The sequence below is a fragment of the Mycobacterium sp. D16Q13 genome (assembly GCF_002013375.1).
In the GTDB taxonomy this organism is placed as follows: domain Bacteria; phylum Actinomycetota; class Actinomycetes; order Mycobacteriales; family Mycobacteriaceae; genus Mycobacterium.
On record NZ_MAEW01000009.1, the window covers coordinates 119,343 to 142,787 of the forward strand.

Annotated in this window: 25 protein-coding genes; 13 read left to right on the forward strand and 12 right to left on the reverse strand. The window is 64.8% G+C overall.

Annotated features, from left to right (window positions below; translation table 11 throughout):
• Positions 1-42: 42 nt before the first annotated feature.
• Both B4400_RS10585 and B4400_RS10590 read right to left on the reverse strand, forming a co-directional pair.
• Entirely contained in the window at positions 43-630 is a 588-nt protein-coding gene (locus B4400_RS10585) for a hypothetical protein (protein ID WP_078311553.1), read from the reverse strand.
• A 116-nt stretch (positions 631-746) separates the two neighbouring features.
• Entirely contained in the window at positions 747-950 is a 204-nt protein-coding gene (locus B4400_RS10590; protein WP_078292536.1) for a cold-shock protein, read from the reverse strand.
• A gap of 337 nt (positions 951-1,287) precedes the next feature.
• On the opposite strand from B4400_RS10590, the gene B4400_RS10595 reads away from it, so the two are divergent.
• Positions 1,288-3,597 (forward strand): DEAD/DEAH box helicase, encoded by a 2,310-nt coding sequence (locus B4400_RS10595; RefSeq protein WP_139361357.1) that lies wholly within the window; start codon positions 1,288-1,290, stop codon positions 3,595-3,597.
• Here B4400_RS10595 and B4400_RS10600 read toward each other — a convergent pair.
• Positions 3,594-4,697: an NADH:flavin oxidoreductase/NADH oxidase gene (locus B4400_RS10600; RefSeq protein WP_078311555.1), complete on the reverse strand. Its 1,104-nt coding sequence runs from the start codon at positions 4,695-4,697 to the stop codon at positions 3,594-3,596. The genes B4400_RS10595 and B4400_RS10600 overlap by 4 nt on opposite strands.
• Positions 4,698-4,790: 93 nt before the next feature.
• On the reverse strand, positions 4,791-5,750 hold the full coding sequence (locus B4400_RS10605) for an alpha/beta hydrolase (protein WP_078311556.1): 960 nt from the start codon (positions 5,748-5,750) through the stop codon (positions 4,791-4,793).
• Between the two features lie 46 nt (positions 5,751-5,796).
• On the opposite strand from B4400_RS10605, the gene B4400_RS10610 reads away from it, so the two are divergent.
• Genes B4400_RS10610 through B4400_RS10620 form a run of 3 tightly spaced genes read left to right on the forward strand, consistent with a single transcriptional unit; the run spans position 5,797 to position 7,757 of the window.
• A complete protein-coding gene (locus B4400_RS10610; protein ID WP_078311557.1) occupies positions 5,797-6,441 on the forward strand; it encodes a TetR/AcrR family transcriptional regulator in 645 nt (214 codons plus the stop codon).
• Between the two features lie 30 nt (positions 6,442-6,471).
• Positions 6,472-7,392: a carbon-nitrogen hydrolase family protein gene (locus tag B4400_RS10615; RefSeq protein ID WP_078311558.1), complete on the forward strand. Its 921-nt coding sequence runs from the start codon at positions 6,472-6,474 to the stop codon at positions 7,390-7,392.
• A complete protein-coding gene (locus B4400_RS10620; RefSeq protein WP_078311559.1) occupies positions 7,389-7,757 on the forward strand; it encodes a hypothetical protein in 369 nt (122 codons plus the stop codon). The genes B4400_RS10615 and B4400_RS10620 overlap by 4 nt, the downstream gene beginning before the upstream one ends.
• Positions 7,758-7,850: 93 nt before the next feature.
• On the opposite strand, the gene B4400_RS10625 is transcribed toward B4400_RS10620, so the two are convergent.
• Positions 7,851-8,867, reverse strand: a complete 1,017-nt coding sequence (locus tag B4400_RS10625) for a LacI family DNA-binding transcriptional regulator (RefSeq protein ID WP_170914969.1) — start codon at positions 8,865-8,867, stop codon at positions 7,851-7,853.
• Between the two features lie 155 nt (positions 8,868-9,022).
• Here B4400_RS10625 and treA point away from each other — a divergent pair, with 155 nt between their 5' ends.
• Entirely contained in the window at positions 9,023-10,693 is a 1,671-nt protein-coding gene (gene treA / locus B4400_RS10630) for an alpha,alpha-trehalase TreA (protein ID WP_078311561.1), read from the forward strand.
• A 53-nt stretch (positions 10,694-10,746) separates the two neighbouring features.
• On the opposite strand, the gene B4400_RS10635 is transcribed toward treA, so the two are convergent.
• The 5 genes from B4400_RS10635 to B4400_RS10650 all read right to left on the reverse strand — a co-directional run bounded on the left by B4400_RS10635 (position 10,747) and on the right by B4400_RS10650 (position 13,013).
• Positions 10,747-11,181 carry an Rv3654c family TadE-like protein gene (locus B4400_RS10635; protein WP_286142162.1) on the reverse strand — a complete coding sequence of 145 codons (435 nt, stop codon included), beginning with the start codon at positions 11,179-11,181 and terminating at the stop codon, positions 10,747-10,749.
• Complete coding sequence (locus tag B4400_RS24890; RefSeq protein WP_286142125.1) at positions 11,090-11,365, reverse strand: TadE family type IV pilus minor pilin; 276 nt, start codon at positions 11,363-11,365, stop codon at positions 11,090-11,092. The genes B4400_RS10635 and B4400_RS24890 overlap by 92 nt, the downstream gene beginning before the upstream one ends.
• 50 nt (positions 11,366-11,415) lie before the next feature.
• A complete protein-coding gene (locus B4400_RS10640) occupies positions 11,416-11,583 on the reverse strand; it encodes a DUF4244 domain-containing protein (RefSeq protein ID WP_502688392.1) in 168 nt (55 codons plus the stop codon).
• Positions 11,584-11,658: 75 nt separating this feature from the next.
• Entirely contained in the window at positions 11,659-12,243 is a 585-nt protein-coding gene (locus B4400_RS10645) for a type II secretion system F family protein (RefSeq protein WP_078311562.1), read from the reverse strand.
• Positions 12,240-13,013 carry a type II secretion system F family protein gene (locus B4400_RS10650; RefSeq protein ID WP_078311563.1) on the reverse strand — a complete coding sequence of 258 codons (774 nt, stop codon included), beginning with the start codon at positions 13,011-13,013 and terminating at the stop codon, positions 12,240-12,242. Before B4400_RS10650 ends, B4400_RS10645 begins: the two co-directional genes overlap by 4 nt.
• A gap of 340 nt (positions 13,014-13,353) precedes the next feature.
• On the opposite strand from B4400_RS10650, the gene B4400_RS10655 reads away from it, so the two are divergent.
• The 7 genes from B4400_RS10655 to B4400_RS10685 all read left to right on the forward strand — a co-directional run bounded on the left by B4400_RS10655 (position 13,354) and on the right by B4400_RS10685 (position 21,257).
• A complete protein-coding gene (locus B4400_RS10655; protein ID WP_043079362.1) occupies positions 13,354-14,121 on the forward strand; it encodes a hypothetical protein in 768 nt (255 codons plus the stop codon).
• A gap of 58 nt (positions 14,122-14,179) precedes the next feature.
• Positions 14,180-15,382 carry an ImmA/IrrE family metallo-endopeptidase gene (locus tag B4400_RS10660; protein WP_043079361.1) on the forward strand — a complete coding sequence of 401 codons (1,203 nt, stop codon included), beginning with the start codon at positions 14,180-14,182 and terminating at the stop codon, positions 15,380-15,382.
• A 16-nt stretch (positions 15,383-15,398) separates the two neighbouring features.
• On the forward strand, positions 15,399-16,607 hold the full coding sequence (locus tag B4400_RS10665) for a tyrosine-type recombinase/integrase (protein WP_043079391.1): 1,209 nt from the start codon (positions 15,399-15,401) through the stop codon (positions 16,605-16,607).
• Positions 16,594-18,849 carry a tyrosine-type recombinase/integrase gene (locus B4400_RS10670; protein ID WP_078311564.1) on the forward strand — a complete coding sequence of 752 codons (2,256 nt, stop codon included), beginning with the start codon at positions 16,594-16,596 and terminating at the stop codon, positions 18,847-18,849. The genes B4400_RS10665 and B4400_RS10670 overlap by 14 nt, the downstream gene beginning before the upstream one ends.
• A complete protein-coding gene (locus B4400_RS10675) occupies positions 18,842-19,243 on the forward strand; it encodes a DUF6262 family protein (RefSeq protein WP_043079390.1) in 402 nt (133 codons plus the stop codon). The genes B4400_RS10670 and B4400_RS10675 overlap by 8 nt, the downstream gene beginning before the upstream one ends.
• A gap of 715 nt (positions 19,244-19,958) precedes the next feature.
• On the forward strand, positions 19,959-20,843 hold the full coding sequence (locus B4400_RS10680) for a DUF6192 family protein (protein WP_043079359.1): 885 nt from the start codon (positions 19,959-19,961) through the stop codon (positions 20,841-20,843).
• 3 nt (positions 20,844-20,846) lie between these two features.
• Positions 20,847-21,257 carry a hypothetical protein gene (locus tag B4400_RS10685; RefSeq protein ID WP_052511081.1) on the forward strand — a complete coding sequence of 137 codons (411 nt, stop codon included), beginning with the start codon at positions 20,847-20,849 and terminating at the stop codon, positions 21,255-21,257.
• Here the strand turns inward: B4400_RS10685 and B4400_RS10690 are convergent.
• Both B4400_RS10690 and merA read right to left on the reverse strand, forming a co-directional pair.
• Positions 21,203-21,436: a hypothetical protein gene (locus tag B4400_RS10690; RefSeq protein ID WP_078311565.1), complete on the reverse strand. Its 234-nt coding sequence runs from the start codon at positions 21,434-21,436 to the stop codon at positions 21,203-21,205. The genes B4400_RS10685 and B4400_RS10690 overlap by 55 nt on opposite strands.
• 24 nt (positions 21,437-21,460) lie before the next feature.
• Complete coding sequence (gene merA, locus B4400_RS10695) at positions 21,461-22,867, reverse strand: mercury(II) reductase (protein ID WP_078311566.1); 1,407 nt, start codon at positions 22,865-22,867, stop codon at positions 21,461-21,463.
• A 58-nt stretch (positions 22,868-22,925) separates the two neighbouring features.
• Here merA and B4400_RS10700 point away from each other — a divergent pair, with 58 nt between their 5' ends.
• Entirely contained in the window at positions 22,926-23,315 is a 390-nt protein-coding gene (locus B4400_RS10700; RefSeq protein ID WP_043079357.1) for a heavy metal-responsive transcriptional regulator, read from the forward strand.
• Positions 23,316-23,445 lie beyond the last annotated feature (130 nt).

The window sequence follows — 23,445 nt, forward strand, 5'->3', positions numbered from 1 at the left end:
AAAGCGTGTCCGAGTCCTCACTAAACCGCTGCTAAAACCCGGTCAGACCCTCGGCCAGACGCGGAATGCATCGGTGTCGCCGGGTGGTTCTCCGATGTTTTCCAGTAGCCGCCCCAGTCTGCGTCTTCCACTGATCCGCAACGCGGGATTGGCACCGCGTGTTCCGATCAAGGTCGGAGCAATGCCCACTCGCATCAGCGCTGCCGCCAGCGGGGAATGCGTATCGGGGGCATGTGGGTCCAGTCCCAGGAGGTACCTGTCGGCCTCCGGTGAGCCTGCGGCGAGTACCCATGCCCGCAGCTCACGTGCACCCGGTAACCATTGCGCGGGCACGGTTTTCACCGCGCCGCGAGTCCACTCGCGCGCAACCGGCAGCACTGCGGGATCCATGGCGGTACGCACCAGCGGATGGTTCTCCGCGCCCGTCTCGGTGTGGCCCAGTTCCGCCTGCAGACCGGTTTCGGTGATCATCTCGGCCAGTGCCAGCGCACGCCACGGCTGGTCCACGACCACCGAAATCCGGGCACCCCCCGCGCCGACCACGACCTGGCCCGGTCCGGCCAGCAGCCCCGCCAAATCGGTGACCTCCGGAGGCACCGACTCGGCGGAAAAGAAGGACAGCTGGCTCACAGTCACAGACAGTACTTTCTCCGCGAGCTAGGGGGCTCTCCCCGCGCGCGGGGAGTTTCTTGGAACGAGAAACGCCCCCGGCACATGGCCGGGGGCGTTCCTTCGACGGATGTGGGTCAGACGGCGCGAACGCCGGTAGCCTGCGGGCCCTTGGGGCTCTGGCCTACCTCGAACTCGACCTTCTGGTTCTCTTCAAGGGTACGGAATCCGTTGCCCGAGATTTCGGTGTAATGGACGAAGACGTCAGCGGAGCCGTCCTCGGGCGCAATGAATCCGAAGCCTTTTTCCGCGTTGAACCACTTCACAGTTCCCTGTGGCATTTCTTTGATCTTTCTTTACTTGGGTTCGACATACCCGTTCGGCACGTCGGGCCCCGTTCCGACCGCCATACCCCGTGGAATGATCCTCGCAGTAACCGCGATCACAACGTCGATCCTGCGAGTGCAAAACACGAACACAGAAGCTGCGACCCCCTTAAGTAGAGCATGTTTGGGGCGTTGGCGATAGCGGTGTGCCACATAATTGCCGGGAAGTTCGGTGAACAGTGGCGAAACTTCGACCCTCTTTCGGCCTGCCTTACCCTGGCGTTATGGCCATCTGCGGTAGCGAGCACGGCGCCGTTTTGGCACAAGTGTGCAGGTCACGAGGTGTTTTGCGGTGACGGTTGGGTACGGTCGCGAACTGCTGGATCTCATCGTGGCGGGTACGCCCAGCGGCGAGACCCCGGTGCGGCATGTTTGTGATATCCCCGCGCGAAATGCCGAGGTGGCGGCCTGGCCCCCGTGGGCGCATCCCAACGCAGTCGCCGCGTTTGCGGCCCAGGGGGTGACCGTTCCGTGGTCGCACCAGGTCGCTGCCGCCTCCCTGGCGTTCGCGGGACGCCATGTGGTGGTAGCCACCGGAACCGCATCCGGGAAGTCCGTCGCCTACCAGCTGCCGATCCTGACCGCCCTGGCCGAGGAGCCGCGGGCACGCGCGCTCTATCTGGCGCCCACCAAGGCACTGGGCCATGACCAGCTGCGCTCGGTACGCGAATTGATCACGGGGATGGAAAGTTTCGAGCGAGTGCTGCCCTGCGCGTACGACGGGGACAGCTCCAACGAGTTACGGCGGTTCGCCCGCGAGAGCTCGCGGTGGATCTTCACCAATCCCGACATGATGCATGTGTCCTTGCTGCATAACCACACCCGGTGGTCGGTGTTCCTGCGCGGATTGCGCTACCTCGTCGTGGATGAGTGCCATTACTACCGAGGAGTTTTCGGGTCGAATGTGGCTCTCGTCCTGCAGCGGCTGTTGCGCATGTGCGCACGGTACGGTTCGCATCCGACGGTGGTATTCGCCAGCGCCACGACCTCGAACCCCGGTTCGGCAGCCCAAGCACTCATCGGACAGCCGGTCGAAGAAGTGATCAGCGATGGGTCGCCTCACGGGATGCGCACGGTGGCGCTGTGGGAACCGCCCTTGCTGCCAATCACCGGCGAGAATGGGGCACCCGTGCGGCGCCCGGTCAGCACCGAGGCCTCCCGACTACTGGCCGATCTGGTCCAGGAAGGCGCGCGAACGCTGGCTTTCGTCCGATCGCGGCGCGGAGCGGAGATGACGGCGCTCGGTGCCGCCCATCGGCTCGCCGAGGTCGATCCGGCGCTGGCATCCCAGGTCGCGGCATATCGGGCTGGGTATCTGCCGGAGGACCGCCGGGCATTGGAGCAAGCGTTGTCGACGGGCGTGTTGACCGGCGCGGCAACGACGAACGCTCTGGAGCTGGGCGTCGACATCGCCGGATTGGATGCCGTTGTGGTGGCAGGTTTCCCGGGCACTGTGGCCTCATTCTGGCAGCAGGCCGGCCGCTCCGGCCGCCGGGGACAGGGCTCGTTGGTGGTGCTGGTCGCTCGTGACGATCCACTGGACACCTACCTGGTTCACCATCCGGGTGCGCTGCTGGACAAGCCGATCGAGGCAGTGGTGATCGATCCAACCAATCCGCATGTGCTGCGACCTCATCTGCTTTGCGCGGCAACAGAACTGCCGTTGACCGAGGACGACGTACGATCCTTGGACGCAGCGGATGTGGTTTCTGAGCTCGTCGACGACGGCCTCCTACGCAAGCGGCCCGGCGGATACTTCGCGGCCCCGGGGCTCAATCCCTATGCAGCCGTGGATATCCGTGGATCGATCGGCGGCCAGATCGCGATCCTGGAGGCCGACACCGGGCGGGTACTGGGAACCGTCGACGCTGGCAGAGCCCCGGCGGCGGTGCATCCGGGAGCGGTCTATCTGCATTCCGGCGAGACGTATCTGGTCGATTCTCTCGATTTTGGTGACGGAATTGCCCTGGTGCACAACGCTACTCCTGACTACTCGACATTCGCCCGGTCCACCATCGATATCGCGATCACGGGTGAGGGCGAGCGGGTAAACCTGGGTGACATACAGATTGGGCTGGTGCCGGTGGATGTCACCCACCAGGTGATCGGCTATCTGCGCAAGCTGACAACCGGCGAGATCCTCGACTTTGTCGAGCTCGACATGCCGTCCTCGACATTGAGCACCAAAGCGGTGATGTACACGATCACCCCGGAAGCGTTGGCAGTCATCGATATCGACACGCTCGCCACGCCCGGTGCCTTACATGCCGCAGAGCACGCCGCTATCGGCCTGCTCCCGTTGGTCGCCAGCTGCGATCGCGGCGATATCGGTGGGGTGTCGACCGCGCTGCAACCCGAGACCGGCCTACCGACGGTATTCGTCTACGACGGCCATCCCGGCGGCGCGGGTTTCGCTGCCCGTGGATACGAGCAGCTGGCGATCTGGCTGGGTGCCACCGCCGACGCCATCCAGGCGTGCGAATGCGAGGCGGGGTGCCCGTCATGTGTGCAATCGCCCAAGTGCGGCAACGGGAATTCCCCGCTGGACAAGGCCGCGGCCGTCAAGGTGCTGCGATTGGTGCTATCCCGGCTGTCGGGCTAGAAGGCGCGCGCGTACTGCTTGGGCACTGCGGGGCTCAGCTCGGCACCCAGCTCACGCGCTGCCCGCCGTGGCCAGTACGGGTCGCGCAGCAGCTCGCGGCCCAGCAACACCGCGGAAGCATCACCGGCGGCAAGGATCGATTCGGCCTGATGCGGCTCGGTGATCATGCCGACTGCCGCTGCGGGAAGGGCTGTTTCGGTCTGGATGCGCCGAGCGAACCGCACCTGGTATCCGGGTCCTGTCGGAATCCGGACATGCGGCACATTGCCACCCGTCGATACGTCGATGAGGTCTACCCCTCGTTCCTGCAACTGCCTGGCCAGCTCGACCGTCTGGTCGGGTGTCCAGCTGCCGGCCTCCAGCCCGGGCTCCTCGGACACCCAGTCAGTCGCCGACACCCTGACGAACAGCGGCAGGTGCGCGGGCCAGACAGTGCGTACCGCCGTGACGGTGTCCAGGGTGAGCTTGGCGCGGCCAGCGAATGAGCCACCGTATTCATCGCTGCGGAAATTGCTTGCCGGAGAAAGGAACTGATGCTGGATGTAGCCGTGCGCAGCGTGCACCTCAAGCACCTGGAAGCCCGCCCGCAACGCACGCCGCGCGGCCTCCACATAATCCTCGATGATCGTGGTGAGATCGGCGGGGGTGGCAGCCGAAGGTGGCACGAAGTCGCCATACGGCGCATCGGTAGGGCCAATTGTCTGCCAGCTCAACGGGTCCGAGGGATCCAGTGAGCGGTGCCCATCCCACGGCGCGACGGTCGACGCCTTGCGCCCGGCATGTCCGAGTTGCACTGCGGGGACGGCGCCAAAATCCTTGACGCGTTCCACGATGGCCGCCCAGGCCTGTTCCTGAGTGTCGTTCCACAGTCCGGTGTCATACGGAGAGAGCCGGCCCTGCGCGTTGACGGCGGTGGCCTCGGTGAACACCAATCCGGCGCCGCCGACCGCGCGGCTGATCAGATGGGTGCGGTGCCAGTCGTTCGGCACACCGGTCAACGAACCGGTCGGGTCCGCCGAGTACTGGCACATGGGCGACATCCAGACCCGGTTGGGGATTGTAATGTCGCGCAGCCGGTACGGCTCGAACAGCAGGCTCATGGTCCGAAGGCTCCTCGCGTCGGGTCGGCGGCCAGCACGGCTGGCCCGGCACAATCCAACGCAGACGCGTGCCGAATATTTCCCGCGCTGGATTTATCCGGTCTGCTCGGTCGCCTGCTCCTGGTCGGACACCGAAAGCGCCTCGCGGATGAAGTCGGCGGAGAGAACGACGGCCTCGGCCGTATCGCGCGAGACGGCGATGGCCGGGAAGGCATGCAGCTGCCACGAGTAGCTGTGCACCTTGGCCACCACACCCGCACCAGTAAGCTTCTCCGCGAGCTCCAGAGCGTCAGGCTCCAGGAACTCGTCCTGTGCGGTGATGAGCAGCGTTGGCGGGAATGCCTCGACCGGTACCGATATCACCCGACGTTCTCCAGTGAATTCCACTGGACCCCTGTCGAATTTGGGTGCCAACTTCGCCAGCTTACCCTTGGGCAGGTATGCGTCGTGTCGGCTGGTGCTGGACGGATTGGCGGCCAGATCCAGATCAAGCAACGGTGAATACCCGACATAGGCAACGGGTTTCGACAGCCCGTGGGTGTGCGCATATTCGATGACCTTGCCGCTCAGGTAACCGCCTGCCGAGTCTCCGACGACGATCACCCGTGTGTAGTGCTGGAGTAGCTCGCGGTAGGCCTGCACTGCATCCGCCACCGAGGAGCCCACACCGACCTCCGGCAGCTGCCGGTAGTCGAGCACGTAGACGGGGATCTGAAGCTGGCGCGCCAGCAGACCGGTGATCTTGCGGTGAGTGGCGGGGCCGCACGCGATGAACGCACCGCCGTGCAGATAGAGGATGGCGGTATCGGAGTCGCCGGCTTGCGTCCCGGCCGGCACCATCAGATCCGTCGGTCTGTCGGCCAGCGCGATCCGCGTCCGCGCGATGCCGGGTGCGTCGGGACCCCGCTGGGCGCCCCGGTCCAGCCATTTCAGCTGCCGAAGACCCGCGTCGAAGATCGGGAACAAGATCAGCAGCGGCTTGACGAAGAGCAGGACGAACAGAAACGGCAACCGGGCCTTGAGACCCAACTTGGGGTGCAGGGTGACGACCATTCGGTAACGCTACCGCCATCAGTTCGTGCGCCCGTAACCTCGGTGGGTGTCTGAGACCAGGGCCCGACGTCAAGACCGTCGCACCGCAGTAACGACCGCGGCCATCCTCGATGCGGCCGAGGGACTCTTCGTGGAGCGCGGGTTCCACGCGGTCACGATGGATGCCATAGCCGACGCCGCCGATCTCGCGGTCGGCTCGATCTACCACCACTTCAAGAACAAGGAACGTCTCTACCTCGCGCTTGTCGAGCGGGCCCTGTTGGTCAACGAGCAAGCGATGGCCGCGGCCTTCGGCGATGGGCGTACACCCATGGAGGAACTGCGCGCCGCCAGCGACGCCTACTGCGATTTCCATCTGCAGAACCCGGGGTACTTCCGCATGATCGCCCTGCGCACCCTGGACGTCCCCCCCGGCGATATGGCCGACGAGGTCGAGCGCCGGATCGCCGACAAGGTCGAATCGCTGGTCGGCGACATCGCCGACGTGCTCCGCCGTGCCGACACCGCGGGCGAGCTGCACTGCCCCGATCCGGTCCGGACGTCGATCTTCCTATGGGGCGCCTGGAACGGTGTGCTGTCACTCAATTTGCGGCCCGACCGGCTGCGACTTGAGCCCGCCGAAATGCAGCGCGTCCTGGCGCTGGGTCGCGAGATCATCGAACGCGGCCTCATCCGCAACAAACTCTTGTAGGAGCGTTCAATTTTGTAGTAGCGTTCGGTTATGGTGCTGGCGGCGGCGATCCAACTCGAAGCAGTCATGGGAGATGTGGACGCGAACCTGGACAGATGCTCCGCGCTCGCTGATATGGCCGGGCAATCCGGGGCGCGGATCATCGCGTTGCCCGAGTTCTTCACCAGCGGGATCGCCTTCGACCCGTCCTTGAAAGATGCCACTCTGCCCCTCTCGGGAGCCGCCACCGAACTGCTGTGCTCGCTGGCTCGTCGCTACGACGCGCTCGTCGGCGGCTCGTTCCTGTGCCGAGACGAGGACGGGCACGTCCGCAATGCCTACGTCGCTGCAGACGCAACCGGGGTGGTCGGGCGTCACGACAAGGACCTGCCGACCATGTGGGAGAACTCCTTCTACATCGGCGGTCAGGACGACGGGGTGTTCCGCGCGGGGACGTATGCGGTCGGGGCAGCAGTGTGTTGGGAGTTGATGCGCACCCGCACGGCACAACGCATGCGTTCACGCGTCGACCTGGTGATGACAGGATCCGGCTGGTGGTCAATACCGCCGTGGCACCCACGCGCGACCTTTGAAGGGATGGAACGTCGCAACCACGAGACGGCCCGGGCCGCAGCGGGAACTTTCGCGAAATATGTTGGAGCTCCAGTGATTCACGCCGCGCACGTTGGCGACTTCCGCTGCGCCATGCCCTGGCTCCCCCTCGAATACCGGGGCCATTTCGAGGGATCCACCCTTATCACCGATAGCGCCGGGCACATCATCGCCGAACGACGTCCCGAGCAGGGCCAGGGCATCCTTCTCGGCGATATCGACCCGGGGCGTCAGATACCCACGGCCGAGATTCCCCATCGCTTCTGGCTGCATCCCCGTGGCGTACTGCCCACCGCGGCATGGCATTACCAACGATGGCATGGCCGACGGTGGTATCGCAGAAACATGGTGGGCGCATGAACCTCATGGTGCGCATAGGACTGGCCGAGCTGGCGTTCGGCGCGATGATGGGGTGGACGGTGGCCGCGAACTTCCTTGCCCCGCAACTACTCAGACGCATCGGCGTGACGAACGGGCGCAGGTTTCTGCAGGCCCACCTGGACTACATCATGATGGGTGTACTCCTGATCGCGGTGGGCCTGGCCGTACCGGGCATACCCGGCTGGCTGGCCGCGGTCGTGGTCTTTGGCGCGCTATTGAATCCAACCCTGTTTCTCCCCATGGCGTTCAAGGAGAACATCACATCCTCTGCCAGCTTCAAGGCCGCCACGTTCACCTCATTCGTGGCGATGAGCGGCGGACTGGTCCTGGTTGCGGCGTTCTGATGCGTAAGAGCGTGCGCACCAAGTACATCGGCCATGTCTACGATCGTGGATGCCCGCGCATCGTCAGTCGCCACACGCTCAGCAATGTGGCGTTCAGGTTGTGGAGCGGATCACCAGCTGTGGGATGAGCACCGTCCTGGTGGGGGATTGCCCAGGGTTGCTCATCAAGGACTGCAGAAGTCCGGCGCCGATCCGCCCGGCTTCTTCGAAGGACAGCCGGATCGTTGTCATGCCCAGGCTTTCGGCCAGGATTCCGTCGTCGAACCCCATGACCGCCAGCTGCTCGGGCACTACTACTCCCATCGCCCGGGCTCCGGCCAGAACACCGGCCGCGAGTGCATCGTGATGAGCCACGATGGCAGAGGGGCGTTGCCCACCAGTAAGAAGGCCGGTGGTGGCTTCCGTTGCCAGTGTGATGTCGTTGGCGGCGAGCACGATCTCGTCGAGCTGGTATCCATTGGCGGCGCCGCCCGCCTCATTGAATGCACGACGCATACCGTCGCCGCGCAACATCACTGACGACACATAGGCTTTCGAGCGCTGCGGTTCACACAGATACACGATGCGGCGGTGCCCGCGGTCTATGAGGTGGCTCGCCGCAAGGTAGCCCGCGTGCTCGTCATCGAACCCGACATGAGAGAAGTTGGGATGGGGTGCATCGACGAGCACCACCGGCGGCCCCCAACGAGTCAGCCGGTCGGCTCCCTCTGCCGACAGCGGCAGCCCCATGACGATGGCCCCGTCGACATCACCGCGAATGGGCAACGTATCTAGGCGTGGCGATGGAGCCTCGGCCGCCGACGGCGCATCGCAGACGAGCACGTCCACGTCATGCGGGCTGAGTGCGTCAAGCACTCCCACCAGCTGAAGCCGGAAGGAGTCGTAGCTCGTAAAGGGCGCGATCACCGCGATGCGTCCGGTGCGTTCCTTTCCGCGTTCCGACGGGGTAGAGCCGGGACGGTAGCCGAGTTCGCCCGCTGCCTCGACAACCCGCTCCCTCGTCCTCTCACTGACGCGGTTCGGATGGTTGATGGCCAGTGACACCGTCGAAATGCTCACCCCTGCGCGCTCGGCGACATGGTAGATCGTCACTCCCCCAGAGCTCGTCACGACCATCAGCCTAGCCGCCCCCGCGACCACGTATAAAGTGGTTCATCGAAGCACTTCGACACGCGGCGGGTCAGCCACTTGAGTTCTTGCGGTCGGCCCTGTCCAAGGCCACATCTGCGGCCCAACCCAGAACACACAATGAGGAGACACCTACGGTGAAGCCATGGCAGGCCGAATCAGCCACCTTGACTAGAACCAGATCTGCACTGCGGCTCCGCAAGACGATTACCGTAGCCACCGCCTGCCTGACCATTACTGGCTGCGTTTCGCTGACAGAAAGCGAGAATCGGGCCGCTACGCAGTCCACTCAGCCGACCGCCAGTGCGCTACTGCCGCAGCCGCCACACCAACTCTACGGAGACCTCTTCGTCGCGGTGCAGAGCTCACAGCTATACCCCGATCAGAAGACCTTCGTCGATTCCGTTCTAGATACCGACCCGGCCACAATCGTTCAGCTATACCAGCGACAGAAAACAGAACCGGGCTTCTCTCTGAAGGCCTTCACCGAACAGCACTTCACACCACCTGCCGATGAGGGCGTCACACCACCACCAAACCAGACGCTGCGTGAGCACATCGACTGGCTATGGCCCAGGCTCACAAAAACCAGCGTCTCTGTGCCACCGAACAGTTCGTTGATCCCGCTACCCAAACCGTATGTGGTGCCGGGCGGGCGGTTCCAGGAAGGCTACTACTGGGACACCTATTCCACGATGCTTGGTTTGCAGGTGTCAGGGCGCGAGGACCTCGTCGACGACATGCTCGACAACTTCGCACACTTGATCAACACGGTAGGCCATGTGCCGAACGGCAATCGCACGTATTACGCGAGCCGCTCGCAACCGCCCTTCTTCGCGAACATGGTCGCCCTCGCCGCGCAGGCCGAAGGCGACGACGTCTACCGAAAGTATCTGCCAGCGCTGCGCAAGGAGTACGAGTACTGGATGCAAGGCGAGCACGAAACTCCGCCAGGCACCGCGGCACACCATGTGGTCACCATGCCCGACGGCGCGGTCCTGAACCGCTACTGGGACGCGAGCGACACCAGGCGCGACGAGTCGTATCTTGAGGACACCGTGACCGCGGACGAAGCGCCTAGCCGTCCCGCACACGAAGTCTGGCGCGACTTGCGGGCAGGCGCAGAAAGCGGCTGGGACTACAGCTCTCGTTGGCTTGGTGACGGCCGGACACTCAAGACCATCCGGACTACCGCAATCGTGCCGGTAGACCTGAACAGCCTGATGTTCCAACTCGAGACGACAATCGCGAAAGGTTGCACCATCACACGCGATGCCCCGTGCACCGCCGACTTCTCCACCCGCGCTCAGCAGCGCGCGACAGCGATCAACCGTTACTTGTGGAATGACCACGGCTACTACGGCGATTACGACTGGCAGCTACGCGAGCCACGTGACGCGATCACCGCGGCCGCCCTGTACCCCTTGTTCGCAGGCGTTGCGTCGCCTGAACGCGCCACGATGACGGCCAGTGCAACACGCAAATCGTTGCTACAACCCGGCGGTCTCGTAACGACGACCGAGACGACCGGCCAACAGTGGGACGCACCCAACGGCTGGGCGCCGCTTCAATGGATCGCGGTCGATGGCTTGCGGCGATACGGAGAGCCCGCACTTGCGAAGGAAATCGGAACCCGTTTTCTCACCACTGTGAAACACGTCTATTCGACCGAAGGCAAACTGGTCGAGAAGTACGTGGTCTCAGCCGGTAATACCGGTGGTGGAGGCGGCGGGGAGTACCCCCTGCAAGATGGCTTCGGCTGGACCAATGGCGTCACGCTAAAGCTGCTTGATTTGTACGGCGCGTGAGGTCGCCGTTGGTCCGGTGTGACGTGAACTGAGCCGCGAAAGTCGTCATTGCGTCACCCGCCTTCGGTAACCGGTCCCGCGCGAGCCGCGGCCCGGGCCTGGCCCACACCGAACCGGCCCAACACCACCGGGATATCCACGCTGACAACAATATCGAGATCATCGACAACGCAGCGGGTGACGGCGGCGCCCATCCTCCGGGCGACAACGGTCGCCTCCGCACAGGCGGGAGCGGTACCGTAGAGCGCCCGTTGCGCCCCGGCCAGCGCGGACAGATCGGCGGCGGCCTGAGCCCGATGCCGTGCCACCACGGCCTCGCCCACCGCGGCGCCCCCAGCCGTCAACGCCAACAGCACCGCCATCATCGCCACCGCGACAATGGTCGCCGAGCCGTTGTCAGCCCTCGGGTTCCATCGCCGAAACCGACTCGGCGGCAATCGTGATGGCAGGCAGCAATCGGCTCGTCGCGGCGACCCGTGCCACCGCATAGTCGCCGTCACGCCGCACCTCGAGCACCGCACCGCGCGGAGCAATCCGGTGTGCGACCGTTCTCGCATCGGCGTCATCTCCGCGTGCCACCAATCGCGCCGCCTCCCGCGCGGCGTCCACACAGCGCACCTGCATCGATACCGCATGGATTCCCGCGGAACAGAGCACGAGTACCGCTACCAACGCCGCTATGCCGAAGGCGGACTCGACGGTGGCGGCTCCGGTGTCGTCGCCTAGACGCTGGTGTTGAGTGCGCGCGCGATGATGTTGGTGAGAGCACTGACGATCGAATCCCCGGTGACCACCGTGTAGAGAATCGCCCCGAAGGCCGCTGCCGCGATTGTGCCGATCGCATATTCCACGGTGGACATGCCATCCTCGGACTCGACGACCACCATCATCCGCAGACGTAACTTCGTCAATATGTTGTGTATCAATGGATTCCCTCCCTCTTGATCCCGCGGCCCTTCCGCGGATCACAGCACACCGCTGCTGAACACATCCCTCGCCAAACCCATGACGACAGGCACGATGCCCAGGCAGACGAATGACGGCAGAAAACACAAGCCCAGCGGCGCACCGATGAGCACGCCGGCGCGTTCGGCGGTAGCCACGGCCGAGTCGACCGCATCCCTACGACACTGAACGGCCAGCGACGCAATGCCCGCCGCCATCACCGCACCGGAGTCGGCCGATCGCCGTGCCAATCTGGCGAGCGCCTGCCGCTGTTCGTATCCCAGATCATTCGCAGATCCCGCGTCAGCCCACGCCGCCGACGGCGATGCACCCAGGGCGAGCATCTCCCCCGCACGGTTGAGGACACGGCCTAATTCTGATGGCGCGCAGGAGGACACCACCAACGCCGCAGTCGCCACTGGCATCCCCGATCGAAGGCACACGCTCAGCATGTCAAGGCTGAACGCCATTCCTAACAAACCCTTTTCGGTGGTGTCACGATCCGCCGCGACAAGTGCATCACCACACGACAGCCTTGTACGGGCCCGCAGCGCCCCCGGCAGGCTCAAGATTGCCGAGGCCAGCAGCAGCAGAGCCGTAATCACCGCAATGCCTTCGCAGTGATTGCGTCGGACCACAGCAGACCGACAGATGCCAGCGCCACCCCGACAACGAGTAGCACGCCACCCATTCCGCCCGCACAGAGCACGCTCAGCGGCTTGGCTCCGATCATCTGCCCGAGCCCGATTCCTGCTACCGGCAATCCGGTAAGTACCGCTGCCGTCGCACGCGGCCCCGCGAGGCCGGCATTCACCCGTGCCGTAAATCGTTGTCGCTCTTGCAGATCTGTTCTACACACATCAAGCAGGTCCGCGACGGCGAGGCCGTGACGCTGTGCCAGCATCCAGCCACGGCTGATCCGCCCCCACTGCGTTGCCAATGGACCCGACCTGGGCACGGCCGGATCGAGCGTCACCCCCAGGCGCGCGCGGGAGGCGATGGCGGCGAACACCTCCCCGGTCGTTCCGCCAAGCTCTGTTGCGGTGACCTCGAACGCGCGCACAGGATGCGCGCCCACCCTCAGCTCACCGACAATCACCTCGAGACAAGACTCCAAGACGATCAGTTCCTCCGATTGGACTCTCAACCGTCGACGACGGCGCCACCGCACACACAGCGTGCCGCCCGCAATACCCACCGCCATCACCACCGACAACGGCAACAACCACACGGCCACCAGCATCAGACCACCCAGTGGGGCCGCCACCAGTTTTCCATTCCATCGCCGAGGAGATGCTCCACCCCGCCCCACCCTCGAGTGCCTCTGCGGCACAAGGAGAAATGCGGCAGCTAGTAGCAGCAGAGCCTGCGTCATGTCGCACTCCGTGCGATCAACGCCTCGAGCTGCGCCGCACCGGAACAAGGCCTGCCGTCAACATTCCATGCGGGTATCACCCGCGCAATCCCATCCTCGCCCTTGCAGACCACCGCGATCTCGGTCAGCCTCCGGATGTTTCCAAATCTTCTGATATGACAAACACATTGCACGTATTATCAGTAAAAGAATTGATAGAATTTGATTAATTATGTTGTGCCACAACGCAATTTATGCTTAGTATGCATGTATACTAAGTAGATGAGCCGCGATAATTTTTGTGAAGAGAAAACGGCGTGTACCTATTGCGAAGTAGGTACGTCTATGGAATCCTTCGGGCATGAACCTAGAAGTGCAGGTGGAGTGCGACACTCTGGTGCGCCAGCATCACGAGGCGCTTGCGCAGGTGCGCAAGGATGTGGCCGACGCGGTGTTGAAGACGGCCGAGTTGTGGGAGCCGGTTTTCTCGGACCCTTCCGATATGCATGGCCAGTTGCATTGCACCTCAGTGCGGGGGTTGTTGATCAAGGCGCGCACCGACCGCGAATCCGGTGTGGGTCTGCCCGAGGGGGAGAAACCAGCGAAGGGTTCTTTGACCACTCGCTGCGGTCAGGGCATGTCAGCGATCTTGGACGATGGCCGCGGCGGGGAGGGTATACGGGTGCGCAAGGCGCCCTCGAAAGTGGTGGCCGAGCACGATCGGCTGGTTGTGTATCCCTCCAAGGCGCAGCGAGAGGCGGCGCTGAAGCTGGCCGAAGCCGAGGCGCAGCGTGTGGCCGAGAAGGCCACCACGGAGGCCGACGACGGCGGGTCGCCCGAACCGGAAGTGATCAACGGGCAGTACACCTTTGGTGGCGAGTTCGACCATCTCGAACGCAAGCCCACCGGCTACGACTGGTTCGTGTTGTGGACGTTGAGTCCGGACAGTCTGCATGTCCTGGAGGTGTTTTTGGCTGCGGTGATCGGAATCGACGACAGCACGAACACGGTGATCGTGGCTTCTGCGCCGCTGCCGAAGTTGGTTACCCGGCAAGAAGATACCTCCGACAACGATTTCGAGGACTTCGGCAAGGACAGCGAAGAGGGTACTGGTCCTGCACCAGCGTGACAGGTTTGTCATACCTGTCGGTTAGCGTCACGGGCGTTAGTGTTGAATCGGGATCGCTATGACGAAGACGGTAGAAATTTTTGGTCTGCGGGTGCGCCAGGCCCGCTTGATGAGACGACTGACAGCAAAGGCTGTCATGGAGGCTGTGGGATGGTCCGGTGCGCGTTTGTCGCGGCTGGAGCGGGCAGAGACCGCCCAGGTCCGCGAGGACGAGCTGGCAGCGTTGATGGTCGTATTACGGGTTCCTGCATTGTTTTTCACTTCCATGCCGGTGTGTCGTGTAGAGCCTGATCAGCTGTTATTCCGGGCTCCGAAATCGACGACGGAGACCGAGAAGAACCGGATGGCGCAGTTCATTGCGCTTTCTGGCGACTTTCTGCTGGAGATGAACGGCCGGCACAAGCTGCCTCCGGTTCAGATCAGTGCGGCCCCTGACCCGGACCCTGTCGCGGCGGCTCTGCATGCTCGCCAATGCCTGGGCGTTGATCGTGATGTGCCGATCGGCGATCTGACGCACTTGTTCGAGCGCGGCGGTATCCCGGTAGTGATGCGTTACGAGCGCTTCGGTGGTAGTGCGCCGGAAGACAATTCACGGGGTCGGCTGGAAAAGCATCTGGGTTGTTCGACCTGGGTGGGTGAGTTCCGGGAGCGGCCGCTGATTGTGTTGCGGGAGCTCGATTCCTGGGAACGGACCCGCTGGACACTGGCCCACGAGCTGGGGCATTTGATTCTGCACACCAATGCCGCCGAGTTGACCGATGAGCACGAAGATCAGGCATCGCGGTTCGCTTCGGAGTTCCTGGCGCCGTTCGCCGCGGTATCGCACTCAGTCAAAAGTGCTCCGTCGTTGCTGAATTTGCTTCCTGTCAAGCAGAAGTGGGGTATCTCGGTGGGTGCGTTGCTTCGGCATTTCCATGACTCGGGCGCCCTCGATAACGACCGCTACGACATGCTGCGCACCCAGCTGTACACCCGGATCAACGCTGACACCGGCTTCACCTGGGGACGTACCGAGCCGGGTTGGGATGACCGTAAACCTGAGCGACCCCGGTTGATGAGCAAGTGGATCGAGTTTGCGTTCGGTGTCAGCTCTCCGGAGGCGTTGATGGCACACCGGGTGATGTGGCCGCTGGACATGCTGCAGGAATTTCTGGTCGGTCAGCGTATGGCCGTGCCCGCCTTGAGCACTGCGACACGGCCGGCGCCGCGCGGTTCCAGTGGTGTGGCCGATTTCGCCGCGTACCGGCGGCGGCGGGCCTGAGCGGACGGGGCCTGTGGTGGCGCGGGTGCAGCGGGTGCGTGATGTAGCTGATGGTTCGCGCTGGTACACGGTGGTCGGTGCTGATCACCTGCCGATCGCCCCGGTCGCCGAATACATCGCGTTCCTGCGCGATGATCAGGCCTCCCCGCACACGGTCCGCGCGTACGCCGCCGGCTTGGCGGCGTGGTGGACGCTGCTGGAGCACACCGGGACCGGCTGGACACAGATCTCGACCTCACTGTTCGGCGGTTTCCTGACGTATCTGCGCACCGGGGATCTTCCCGGGACCACACGGGTAGGGCCTGAGGGAAGCTGGCTGGCGGCGGCGACAGTGCAGCAGCGGGCCGCCGCGGTGCTGGCGTTCTACCGCTATCAGGCGCACGCCCACAACCTGGACGTGCCCTATCAGAAGCTCTACGGCTCCCTGGGCAAGCGGGGCCGCTCCCGCTACGTGCCGATGCTGGCCGGGGTCGGGCGGCGACCGCGCCGGGACCGGCCCATCTACCGGGTGCGGGGTGAGAATGCCCGCCGCACACCTATTTTGCTGCCCACGCAGGTACAGCTGATCCTGGATGCGTGCGCCATCCAGGACACCGATGGGCTGTGGTCAGGATCGCAGGCTGGTTTGCGGGACCGGTTGCTGTTCGCCACCTTGGCTGAGACGGGGATGCGTCTGGGCGAAGCATTGTCGTTGCGGCATCAGGATTTCTGTATCGGCGCCGGAGGCACCCCGTGGATCGATGTGGCGGCCCGCCAGGACCACCCGCACGGGGTGCGGGTCAAGGGCCAGCCGCGACGCATCTATGTCGGAGATGATTTAGAGGCCCTGTATTCGGCGTATGTGTGGCAGCTGGTGGACGCCGGCGCGGACCTCGCCGTGCCCGATCTGGACAGCCATTTCGTGTTCGTCAACCGCGCCGCCGGCGCCCTGTTCGCGCCGCTGCGCCCCGAAACCGTGTACGCCAAGGTTCGCTCGATCAACAGGGCCGCCAAAGACCCTCTCCCGGCAGGCTGGTCGCCGCACTGGCTGCGCCACACCCATGCCAGCGCCCTGCTGGCCTGCGGTGTGCCCGCGCATGTGGTGATGCGCCGGCTGGGGCATCTGGATATCCAGACCACCCTGTCCACCTACGGGTGGGTGACCGAAGACATTGCGATGCGCACCGCGGCGCAGTGGAAGAACTACGCCGCCGGATGGAAGGGCCTGCACGATGGCACCCACTGACCCACCACCGACCGGACAGCTCGGCCCCTGCCGCGCCGAGAGTTCTGCGTGGGAGCAGCAGTGGGCGAAAGTGCCTGCGCCGTGGCGCCAGCCGGTGTACCGGATCGATACGGCACCGTTTAGCGAGGTGTTCGTGCAGAACCGCTACTACGCCACAGCCACGCCCGGATGCGATGGCTACGATTTCACCCCGCCCGGGCCGCCCCGCTTCGCCGACGAGCTGGCGTGGTGGGTGTACACATGCTGGCGCGAAGGGCTGCGCCGGATCGACCCGGCCAAGATCGTTTGGTTCACCCAGGCCCTGCCCGCCGCCGCCGCCGAATACCGGCGCCGCCACGGCCGACCCCCGGCAAGCCTGCTCGATATCAGTGTGCCCGACATCGTGCGGCACGCCACGGTGCTCTTCGAGCAGCGCCGCCACCGCCTGCCCACCGCCTCCTACCGCCGCAACCTGGAATGGACCGTCGAGCACCTGCACACGCTGCTGGCGGTGCGCACCGCTTCGGCGCCGTGGTGGAGCTATGACACCTGGGACTTGCGGATCGACCCGCGGATCCCGCAACGCGAGCATGAACCCCATCACGAGCGCGTGCTCAAACTCGCTGGCATACAACCGGTGTGGCTGCGGGAGGGGCTGCGGTTCTGGATGCGCACCGCCATCACCCACCAGCTGTTCACCTGGACCACCGCGGTGAGCCGCTGCCAAACTCTCGGCCGGCATCTGGGCCTGTTCTGCCAACGCAACAACTACCACGACAACCCGCTGATCACCGCTGATCCCGAGCAGCTGCGCGCCGTGTTCATGGATTTTCTGGCCTACTTGCGCAGCCCTGAGGCCACCACCAAATCCGGCACCCTGGGCGACTACCTGGTGACCGAGATCCAGTACCAGGTGCAAGCGTTCTACACCTTCATGCACGATCACGGCGCCGAAGCTGCCGCCGCCACCGGGGACAAACGCTGGAAAGAGTTGGGGATCGGCCATACCCGGCTGTGGGCACCGGCCTACCTGCCGCGCAAAACCCGTCGGCCGCGCGAGCTGACTTGGTATAGCACCGCTGATTTGCAGCGGATGCTGGCCTACTTACAGGTGCTGAGCGCCGACACGGAAGAACGTGTGGTGCTCACCCACCCCGACGGGCAGATCTCGGTGATGGCCGGCCTGGGCGATCCGCAAGCCGCCCGCGCCTGGCTGCTGCAGGCGATGACCGGTCGGCGGGCCTCGGAGATCCTGATGCTCGATCATGACCCGCTGCAAGCCATTCCGGGTGCCGCAGCCCCGGCCGGTGCAGATACCGGCATCTTCGTGGCGCGGCTGCGCTATCAGCAGACCAAGGTCGCCGGAGTGGATCCCACCATCTTGGTAGAACAACAGATCGTCGATGTCATCCGCGAGCAGCAGCGCTGGCTGGCGCGCCGCTACCCCGGCATCAAGCCCAAGTACCTGTTTGTGGGGATGGTGCACCAGCACCAAGGCCAACGCGCCCGCCCCTACACCTCATATCTGAACGCACTCAAGAAACTGGACGCCGTCCACCGCCTCGTCGATGCCCAGGGCAATGCGCTGCGGTTCTCCCAGACGCACCGGCTGCGGCACACACGCGCTACCGAGCTACTCAATGACGGTGTCCCGTTCCATGTCGTGCAGCGCTACCTGGGTCACAAAAGCCCGGAGATGACCGCCCGCTACGCCGCCACGCTGGCGGCCACCTCCGAAGCAGAATTCTTGAAACACAAGAAGATCGGTGCGATGGGCGCCGAGATCGCGATCAGCCCCTCAGACATTTACGAGATGACCCAACTCGGCAAGCGCACCGACCGGGTGCTGCCCAACGGGGTGTGCCTGTTGCCGCCGCTGAAATCATGCGATAAGGGCAACGCCTGCCTGTCGTGCGGGCACTTCGCCACCGATGCCACCCACCTGCATGATCTGCGCGGTCAGCTCACCGCCACCCAAACCCTCCTGGCTGGGCGCCGGCGACAGTTCGCCGAGCGCACCGGACGCGAGCTAACCGACGACAACGTTTGGGTCAGCGAACGCCTCCGCGAAATCGTCTCACTACAAGCCATCATCGCTCGCTTGTCCAATCATTCAGATGCTTTGGCGGGCAGCGGATCTGCGCCCAGCGCGATTGCGGGCGCGGCCACCGCGGGCAGGCGGCCCCAGCTGCCAATCGCCACCCGCGGCGCCCACGAGAGCATCATCAACCATGCCAGCGGCGGGCGGCGCAGCGATGGCTGAGCATCACCGCGGCACCGACGGGCTGCGCCGCCACGCCCATCAGCGCTCCGATGAGGCCCGCCGCCGCATCGATAAAGCCATCCGCGATCGGCGCAAACGCGGCGAGCCGATCAACGTTAATGCCGTCGCCCGCACCGCCAGGGTCACCCGTAAAACCATCTACGCCCACCCCGACCTGCTCGAACGCATCCGCGCCCACACACCCCTGCACGTGGCGCCACTGGCACCCCAACCACGGCCTGCAGCCGAGAGCTCCATCGTGGCCGCACTACGCCGCCAGCTGACCACCCAACAAACTCAACTGAGCAAACTCAGAACCGAACTCAAAGCCCGCGACGAAGCGCTTGCGGCCGCGCACGGCGAAATCGCCCGCCTCTCAAACCCGCCGCGCTAGACCAGCTGCAGCAGCAGGGGGACTCTGCCTGATGCCCGATGTCTCACGACAGATCGAACTATCGTTGAGCTAACCCGAGTAAGGAGGCTCAGATGGTTGCTCAGGTAGATCGCGGCGCGGTCGCGGTCCGCTACTGCCCGTCCTGTGGCGCCGAACTGCCGGACCGGGTGCGCCACGATGCCCTCTATTGTTCGTCCGCGTGCCGGGCACGGCATTGGCGGTGGGCCCAACGCAGCCGCTCGCGGATCTGCGCGATGCGCGGCGAGGGCCAGCTGCGGGCCCGATGCGCTGAGTGTGACAGCACCTGGGTCGTCGGACTCGAGCACCGGGCCGGGACTATTTACTGTTCGCATCGGTGCCGGACCCGGGCTTGGCGGCGTTGCCGTTCGCTGTAGACGTCACCGTGACCGTTACCGCGAACGGCTACACAAATCTCTTTAACACCGGGCCTGACCAGCGTAATTAACGATCCGAAACTCTTGATCGGCGGCCGCGGCAAGCGCACAATGATGCAACAGCCGGTTTGCAGCCGTTCTTCAAGCGGCACCGGTGCGCGCAAGAAGGTGATAGACACAAGCACATCGATCATGCGGGCCCCCGCTGCAGCGCAGGGGCTCGGCCCACGGCGCACGGACGGCGTGACCGCGGTGCATCGAGCATCAGGTGCAGTGCAGGCCCGCGTGGCCCCGGACGGGAATCACGCGAGGAGACAACAATGCCCGAAAAAATCGGAAACGTCAGCAAGCGCCGCTACGACCAGCTGGTCGCCGAGGGCCGCAACCTAGTCGAGCAGCAATCTCGCTGCCAGTTCGAGCTCGGTGATCGAGCCCTGGAAATCGAGCCGCTGCAGCCGCGCGGCGGAGCGCACCCCGGCCCGGGCGTCGAGCTGCTCAGCGTCACCGCCGCGATCGCCATGTACGCCCAGGACATTGGCCTGGCCGCATCGACGATCATGGACTACCGGTGGGTCGCCTCGCGGTGGCCCACCGGTCAGCGAGTGCACACCGTGTCGCACTACATCCACAAGGTGCTCGCCGGCCACGACAACCGGTACGCATTGATACAACAACCACCCACGAACAGCCGTACTGGTGAGCGCCGATGGGATAGCGAGGCTGCCCGCCGGGCGGTCGGGTGGACGCCACGCACCCCCGTTACCAGCCAAGAGAAAGTCAACCAGGTCCACGACCTGACCAAGGACGACCACGTCGCGGTATCGGTGGCTCGGGACCTGCTCAAACGCCCCAACGTCGCATTCGAAGCCATGGGCGACCAATCAGCACGCCACGCGGTCAACAGCGCCCAATACGACCGATCCCGGCAAACAATCGTGTGCGCACGCCAACGCACACCGGCCATCCGGGCGCTCGAACATAGCATCGAATACATCGATCTGGTCGGTGCCTGCGCCCAGTTCGTCGCCGGCGTCGGCCGCATCCTGCCCAACCTGCGCGGCCAGGAGTTCAGCACGCAGGAAAAGGCCGCGGTCCAGCAGAACCTGGCCCGGGTGCGCAGCACGGCCGATTGGATACAACATGCGATGGACACCGGGGATGTCAGCCTTGATGAGGCTCTTGCCGAATTACTCAAAGGCGGGTGAACCATGCCCCACCGCATCCCCCGCACCGTCAAATCCGAGCGCGTGCGCTTAGCACTTCTACAAGCCCGACCCGGCGGCCTTACCCTACAACAGCTTTGTGCCGCAACAGGTCTGACCGCAAGCCAGATCCGTGACGGCCTCAGAGAGATCAAGGAACACGCCGCCATGGAACATATGACCCCCTTTGCCTGGTCCCGCAAGAACGGCTACGCCTTTCCCGAGGAGCCCTCCGACTGGATCGCCTACGAACGAGCCCAAGCCCACACCGCACTGACCCGATTCGTGCGCCTGATCACCGGCACCGTTTATCCCCACCAGCAACTTCTGCCGCACGATGACTACGCCAGGCTGCTGCTGGATCAACTCGTCGGCGTACGTGCATCACTGGAAAGCATCACCCGGCTAGCCAGTTGAGTACCGACCATCACGGTGCACCACAGGACCACGGCACCGACCCACGGTCTCCGGAAGCATCTGAGGGTGTCCAGGGCGACGGGTTGGCCGTCGTCGAGCAGCCGCAGCAGCGGCACCAGCAGGGCCGGGTCGAGCCCGGGATTCTCCGGAACAACCAGGCGGTCAAGGAAATTCGTCATAGTCACCTCGTCGTAGGGCGCGGGTCAGGACGCGCAGCAGGACAGTTGCGAAATATCGGTGGTAAACGACTGGGCGGCGATCTTGATGCTTTCAGCCATCGTCAGGTACGGCGCCCAGGACCGGGCGACCTGGTCGACGGTCATCGCGGCGTCGAGGATGTACACCCCCGCGGCGGCGATCTCACCGGCGTCGTCGGCGACGGCGGTGATGCCGCGCAGCCGTCCGGTGCCAGCGTCGGCGACCAGTTTGATGAACCCGCGGGTGTCGCGGTTGACCAGTGCCCGCGGCACGTACGTGAGGGGCAGAACCCGGCAGTCGCAGCGTATCCCCGCCGCGCGCATGTCGGCTTCGGTCATCCCGACCGCCCCCACGGCCGGGTTGGTGAACGTCACCCGCGGCAGGGTGGTGTAGTTCACTGACCGGTCCGCCCCACTGAACATGTTCTCGGCGGCCAGCGCGCCGTGATGGGCGGCGACGTACACGAATTCGGGGTGCCCGGTGACATCACCGGCCGCCCAGATACGCGGATTCGACGACTGCAACCGGTCGGTGACCACGATCTCGCCGGCCGCGCCGGTCTTGACGTCGACCGCGGCCAGGTTCAGGTCGGTGACAGGCCAGCGCCCGAGCGCGACCAGCAGCTTGTCCGCACGGAAGGGTTGTTCGCCGCCTGCGACCGCTGCGGTCACGACCGCCTGCCCGCCCACCCGTTCGGCCTTCACGATGGTGGCGCCGCGCACCACAGTGATGCCCTCGTCGGCGAACACGTCCTGCAGTGTCGTGGACACTTCCGGTTCCTCCCGGGACGCCAAGCGGGAGCGGACCAGCATCGTGACCACCGACCCGAGCCGGGCGAACAGCTGCGCCAGCTCCAACGCGACGTACCCGCCGCCGAGCACCAGCAGTGACTGCGGAACCTCGGCCAGTTCCATCGCGGTGGTCGAGGTCAGGGCGTCCACCTGGTCGAGTCCACGGACCGGCGGCATCCACGGCCGCGCACCGGTGGCCACCAGATACTGCGCGGCCTCGATCGTGTGGGTGCCCACCCGCAGTACCGGGTCCTCGGGTGTGCCCGCGAACGTGGCGTCAGCCTGGATTCGACGCCACCCGTAGGTGTCGGCCAGGTCGGCGTATTTGTCCGAGCGCAGCCGGTCCACCAGGTGCTGCTTACCGCCGATCAGCGCCGCCATGTCGACCGGGCCCGCGGTAGCCGAAATGCCGGGAAAGCGCTCGGCGCCGGCCGCGGTGTGCCGGGCCCCAGCGGCGGCGATGAGCGCTTTGGACGGCACGCAGCCGGTGTTCACACACGTACCACCGAACGTGCCGCGCTCGATCATCACCACCGACCTGCCCAGTGAGGTCGCGCGTATCGCGGCGGCCATCCCCGCCCCGCCCGACCCGATGACCGCAAGGTCGAATCTCTGCCTCATGCACCCATCCTCAACCTTCAAGTAGGCTTGAAAGTCAAGTGATCGGTGAGGAGACCTCGTGCGAATCGGGCAACTCGCCGAAGCGACCGGGACGACTGCGGCGACGCTGCGCTACTACGAAGACGAGGGCCTCCTGCCGCCCGCCGAGCGCACCCCAGCGGGGTATCGCCAATACGGCGGTGATGCGATCGCCCGGGTCGGCTTCATTCATCGGGGCCAGGCAGCCGGGCTCACCTTGGCCCAGATCCGCCAGATCCTCACCGTCCGAGACAGCGGCCACGCACCGTGCACGCACGTACGTGAGCTGCTCGGCACCCGCCTGGCCGATCTCGATGAACAGATCAGCATCCTGGTTGCGCTGCGGGCCACCATCGCCCGGCTGCGCGAGCAGGCCGACACCGTCGACCCCGGGTCGTGCAACGCTGACGACGTCTGCCGCTACCTGTAGAAGGGGCTCGTCGCAAACCCCTGAGCACCGACACCCGATACGCAAAGATAGTGCGCTCCGTCGTCATCAGCGACACCCTGACCGTACTGCGGTACCGGAGGACATAAGCATCGACCTGGGCACGCCCGCT

Coding starts and splice junctions, on each gene's coding strand:
- B4400_RS10590 (WP_078292536.1), bottom strand. CDS start 950: ATGCCACAGGGAACTGTGAAGTGGTTCAACGCGGAAAAAGGCTTCGGA.
- B4400_RS10600 (WP_078311555.1), bottom strand. CDS start 4,697: ATGAGCCTGCTGTTCGAGCCGTACCGGCTGCGCGACATTACAATCCCC.
- B4400_RS10605 (WP_078311556.1), bottom strand. CDS start 5,750: ATGGTCGTCACCCTGCACCCCAAGTTGGGTCTCAAGGCCCGGTTGCCG.
- B4400_RS10615 (WP_078311558.1), top strand. CDS start 6,472: ATGGTGCTGGCGGCGGCGATCCAACTCGAAGCAGTCATGGGAGATGTG.
- B4400_RS10620 (WP_078311559.1), top strand. CDS start 7,389: ATGAACCTCATGGTGCGCATAGGACTGGCCGAGCTGGCGTTCGGCGCG.
- B4400_RS10635 (WP_286142162.1), bottom strand. CDS start 11,181: ATGCGGTGGCACGGGTCGCCGCGACGAGCCGATTGCTGCCTGCCATCA.
- B4400_RS10640 (WP_502688392.1), bottom strand. CDS start 11,583: ATGATGGTGGTCGTCGAGTCCGAGGATGGCATGTCCACCGTGGAATAT.
- B4400_RS10650 (WP_078311563.1), bottom strand. CDS start 13,013: ATGACGCAGGCTCTGCTGCTACTAGCTGCCGCATTTCTCCTTGTGCCG.
- B4400_RS10655 (WP_043079362.1), top strand. CDS start 13,354: ATGAACCTAGAAGTGCAGGTGGAGTGCGACACTCTGGTGCGCCAGCAT.
- B4400_RS10660 (WP_043079361.1), top strand. CDS start 14,180: ATGACGAAGACGGTAGAAATTTTTGGTCTGCGGGTGCGCCAGGCCCGC.
- B4400_RS10670 (WP_078311564.1), top strand. CDS start 16,594: ATGGCACCCACTGACCCACCACCGACCGGACAGCTCGGCCCCTGCCGC.
- B4400_RS10675 (WP_043079390.1), top strand. CDS start 18,842: ATGGCTGAGCATCACCGCGGCACCGACGGGCTGCGCCGCCACGCCCAT.
- B4400_RS10680 (WP_043079359.1), top strand. CDS start 19,959: ATGCCCGAAAAAATCGGAAACGTCAGCAAGCGCCGCTACGACCAGCTG.
- B4400_RS10685 (WP_052511081.1), top strand. CDS start 20,847: ATGCCCCACCGCATCCCCCGCACCGTCAAATCCGAGCGCGTGCGCTTA.
- B4400_RS10690 (WP_078311565.1), bottom strand. CDS start 21,436: ATGACGAATTTCCTTGACCGCCTGGTTGTTCCGGAGAATCCCGGGCTC.
- merA (WP_078311566.1), bottom strand. CDS start 22,867: ATGAGGCAGAGATTCGACCTTGCGGTCATCGGGTCGGGCGGGGCGGGG.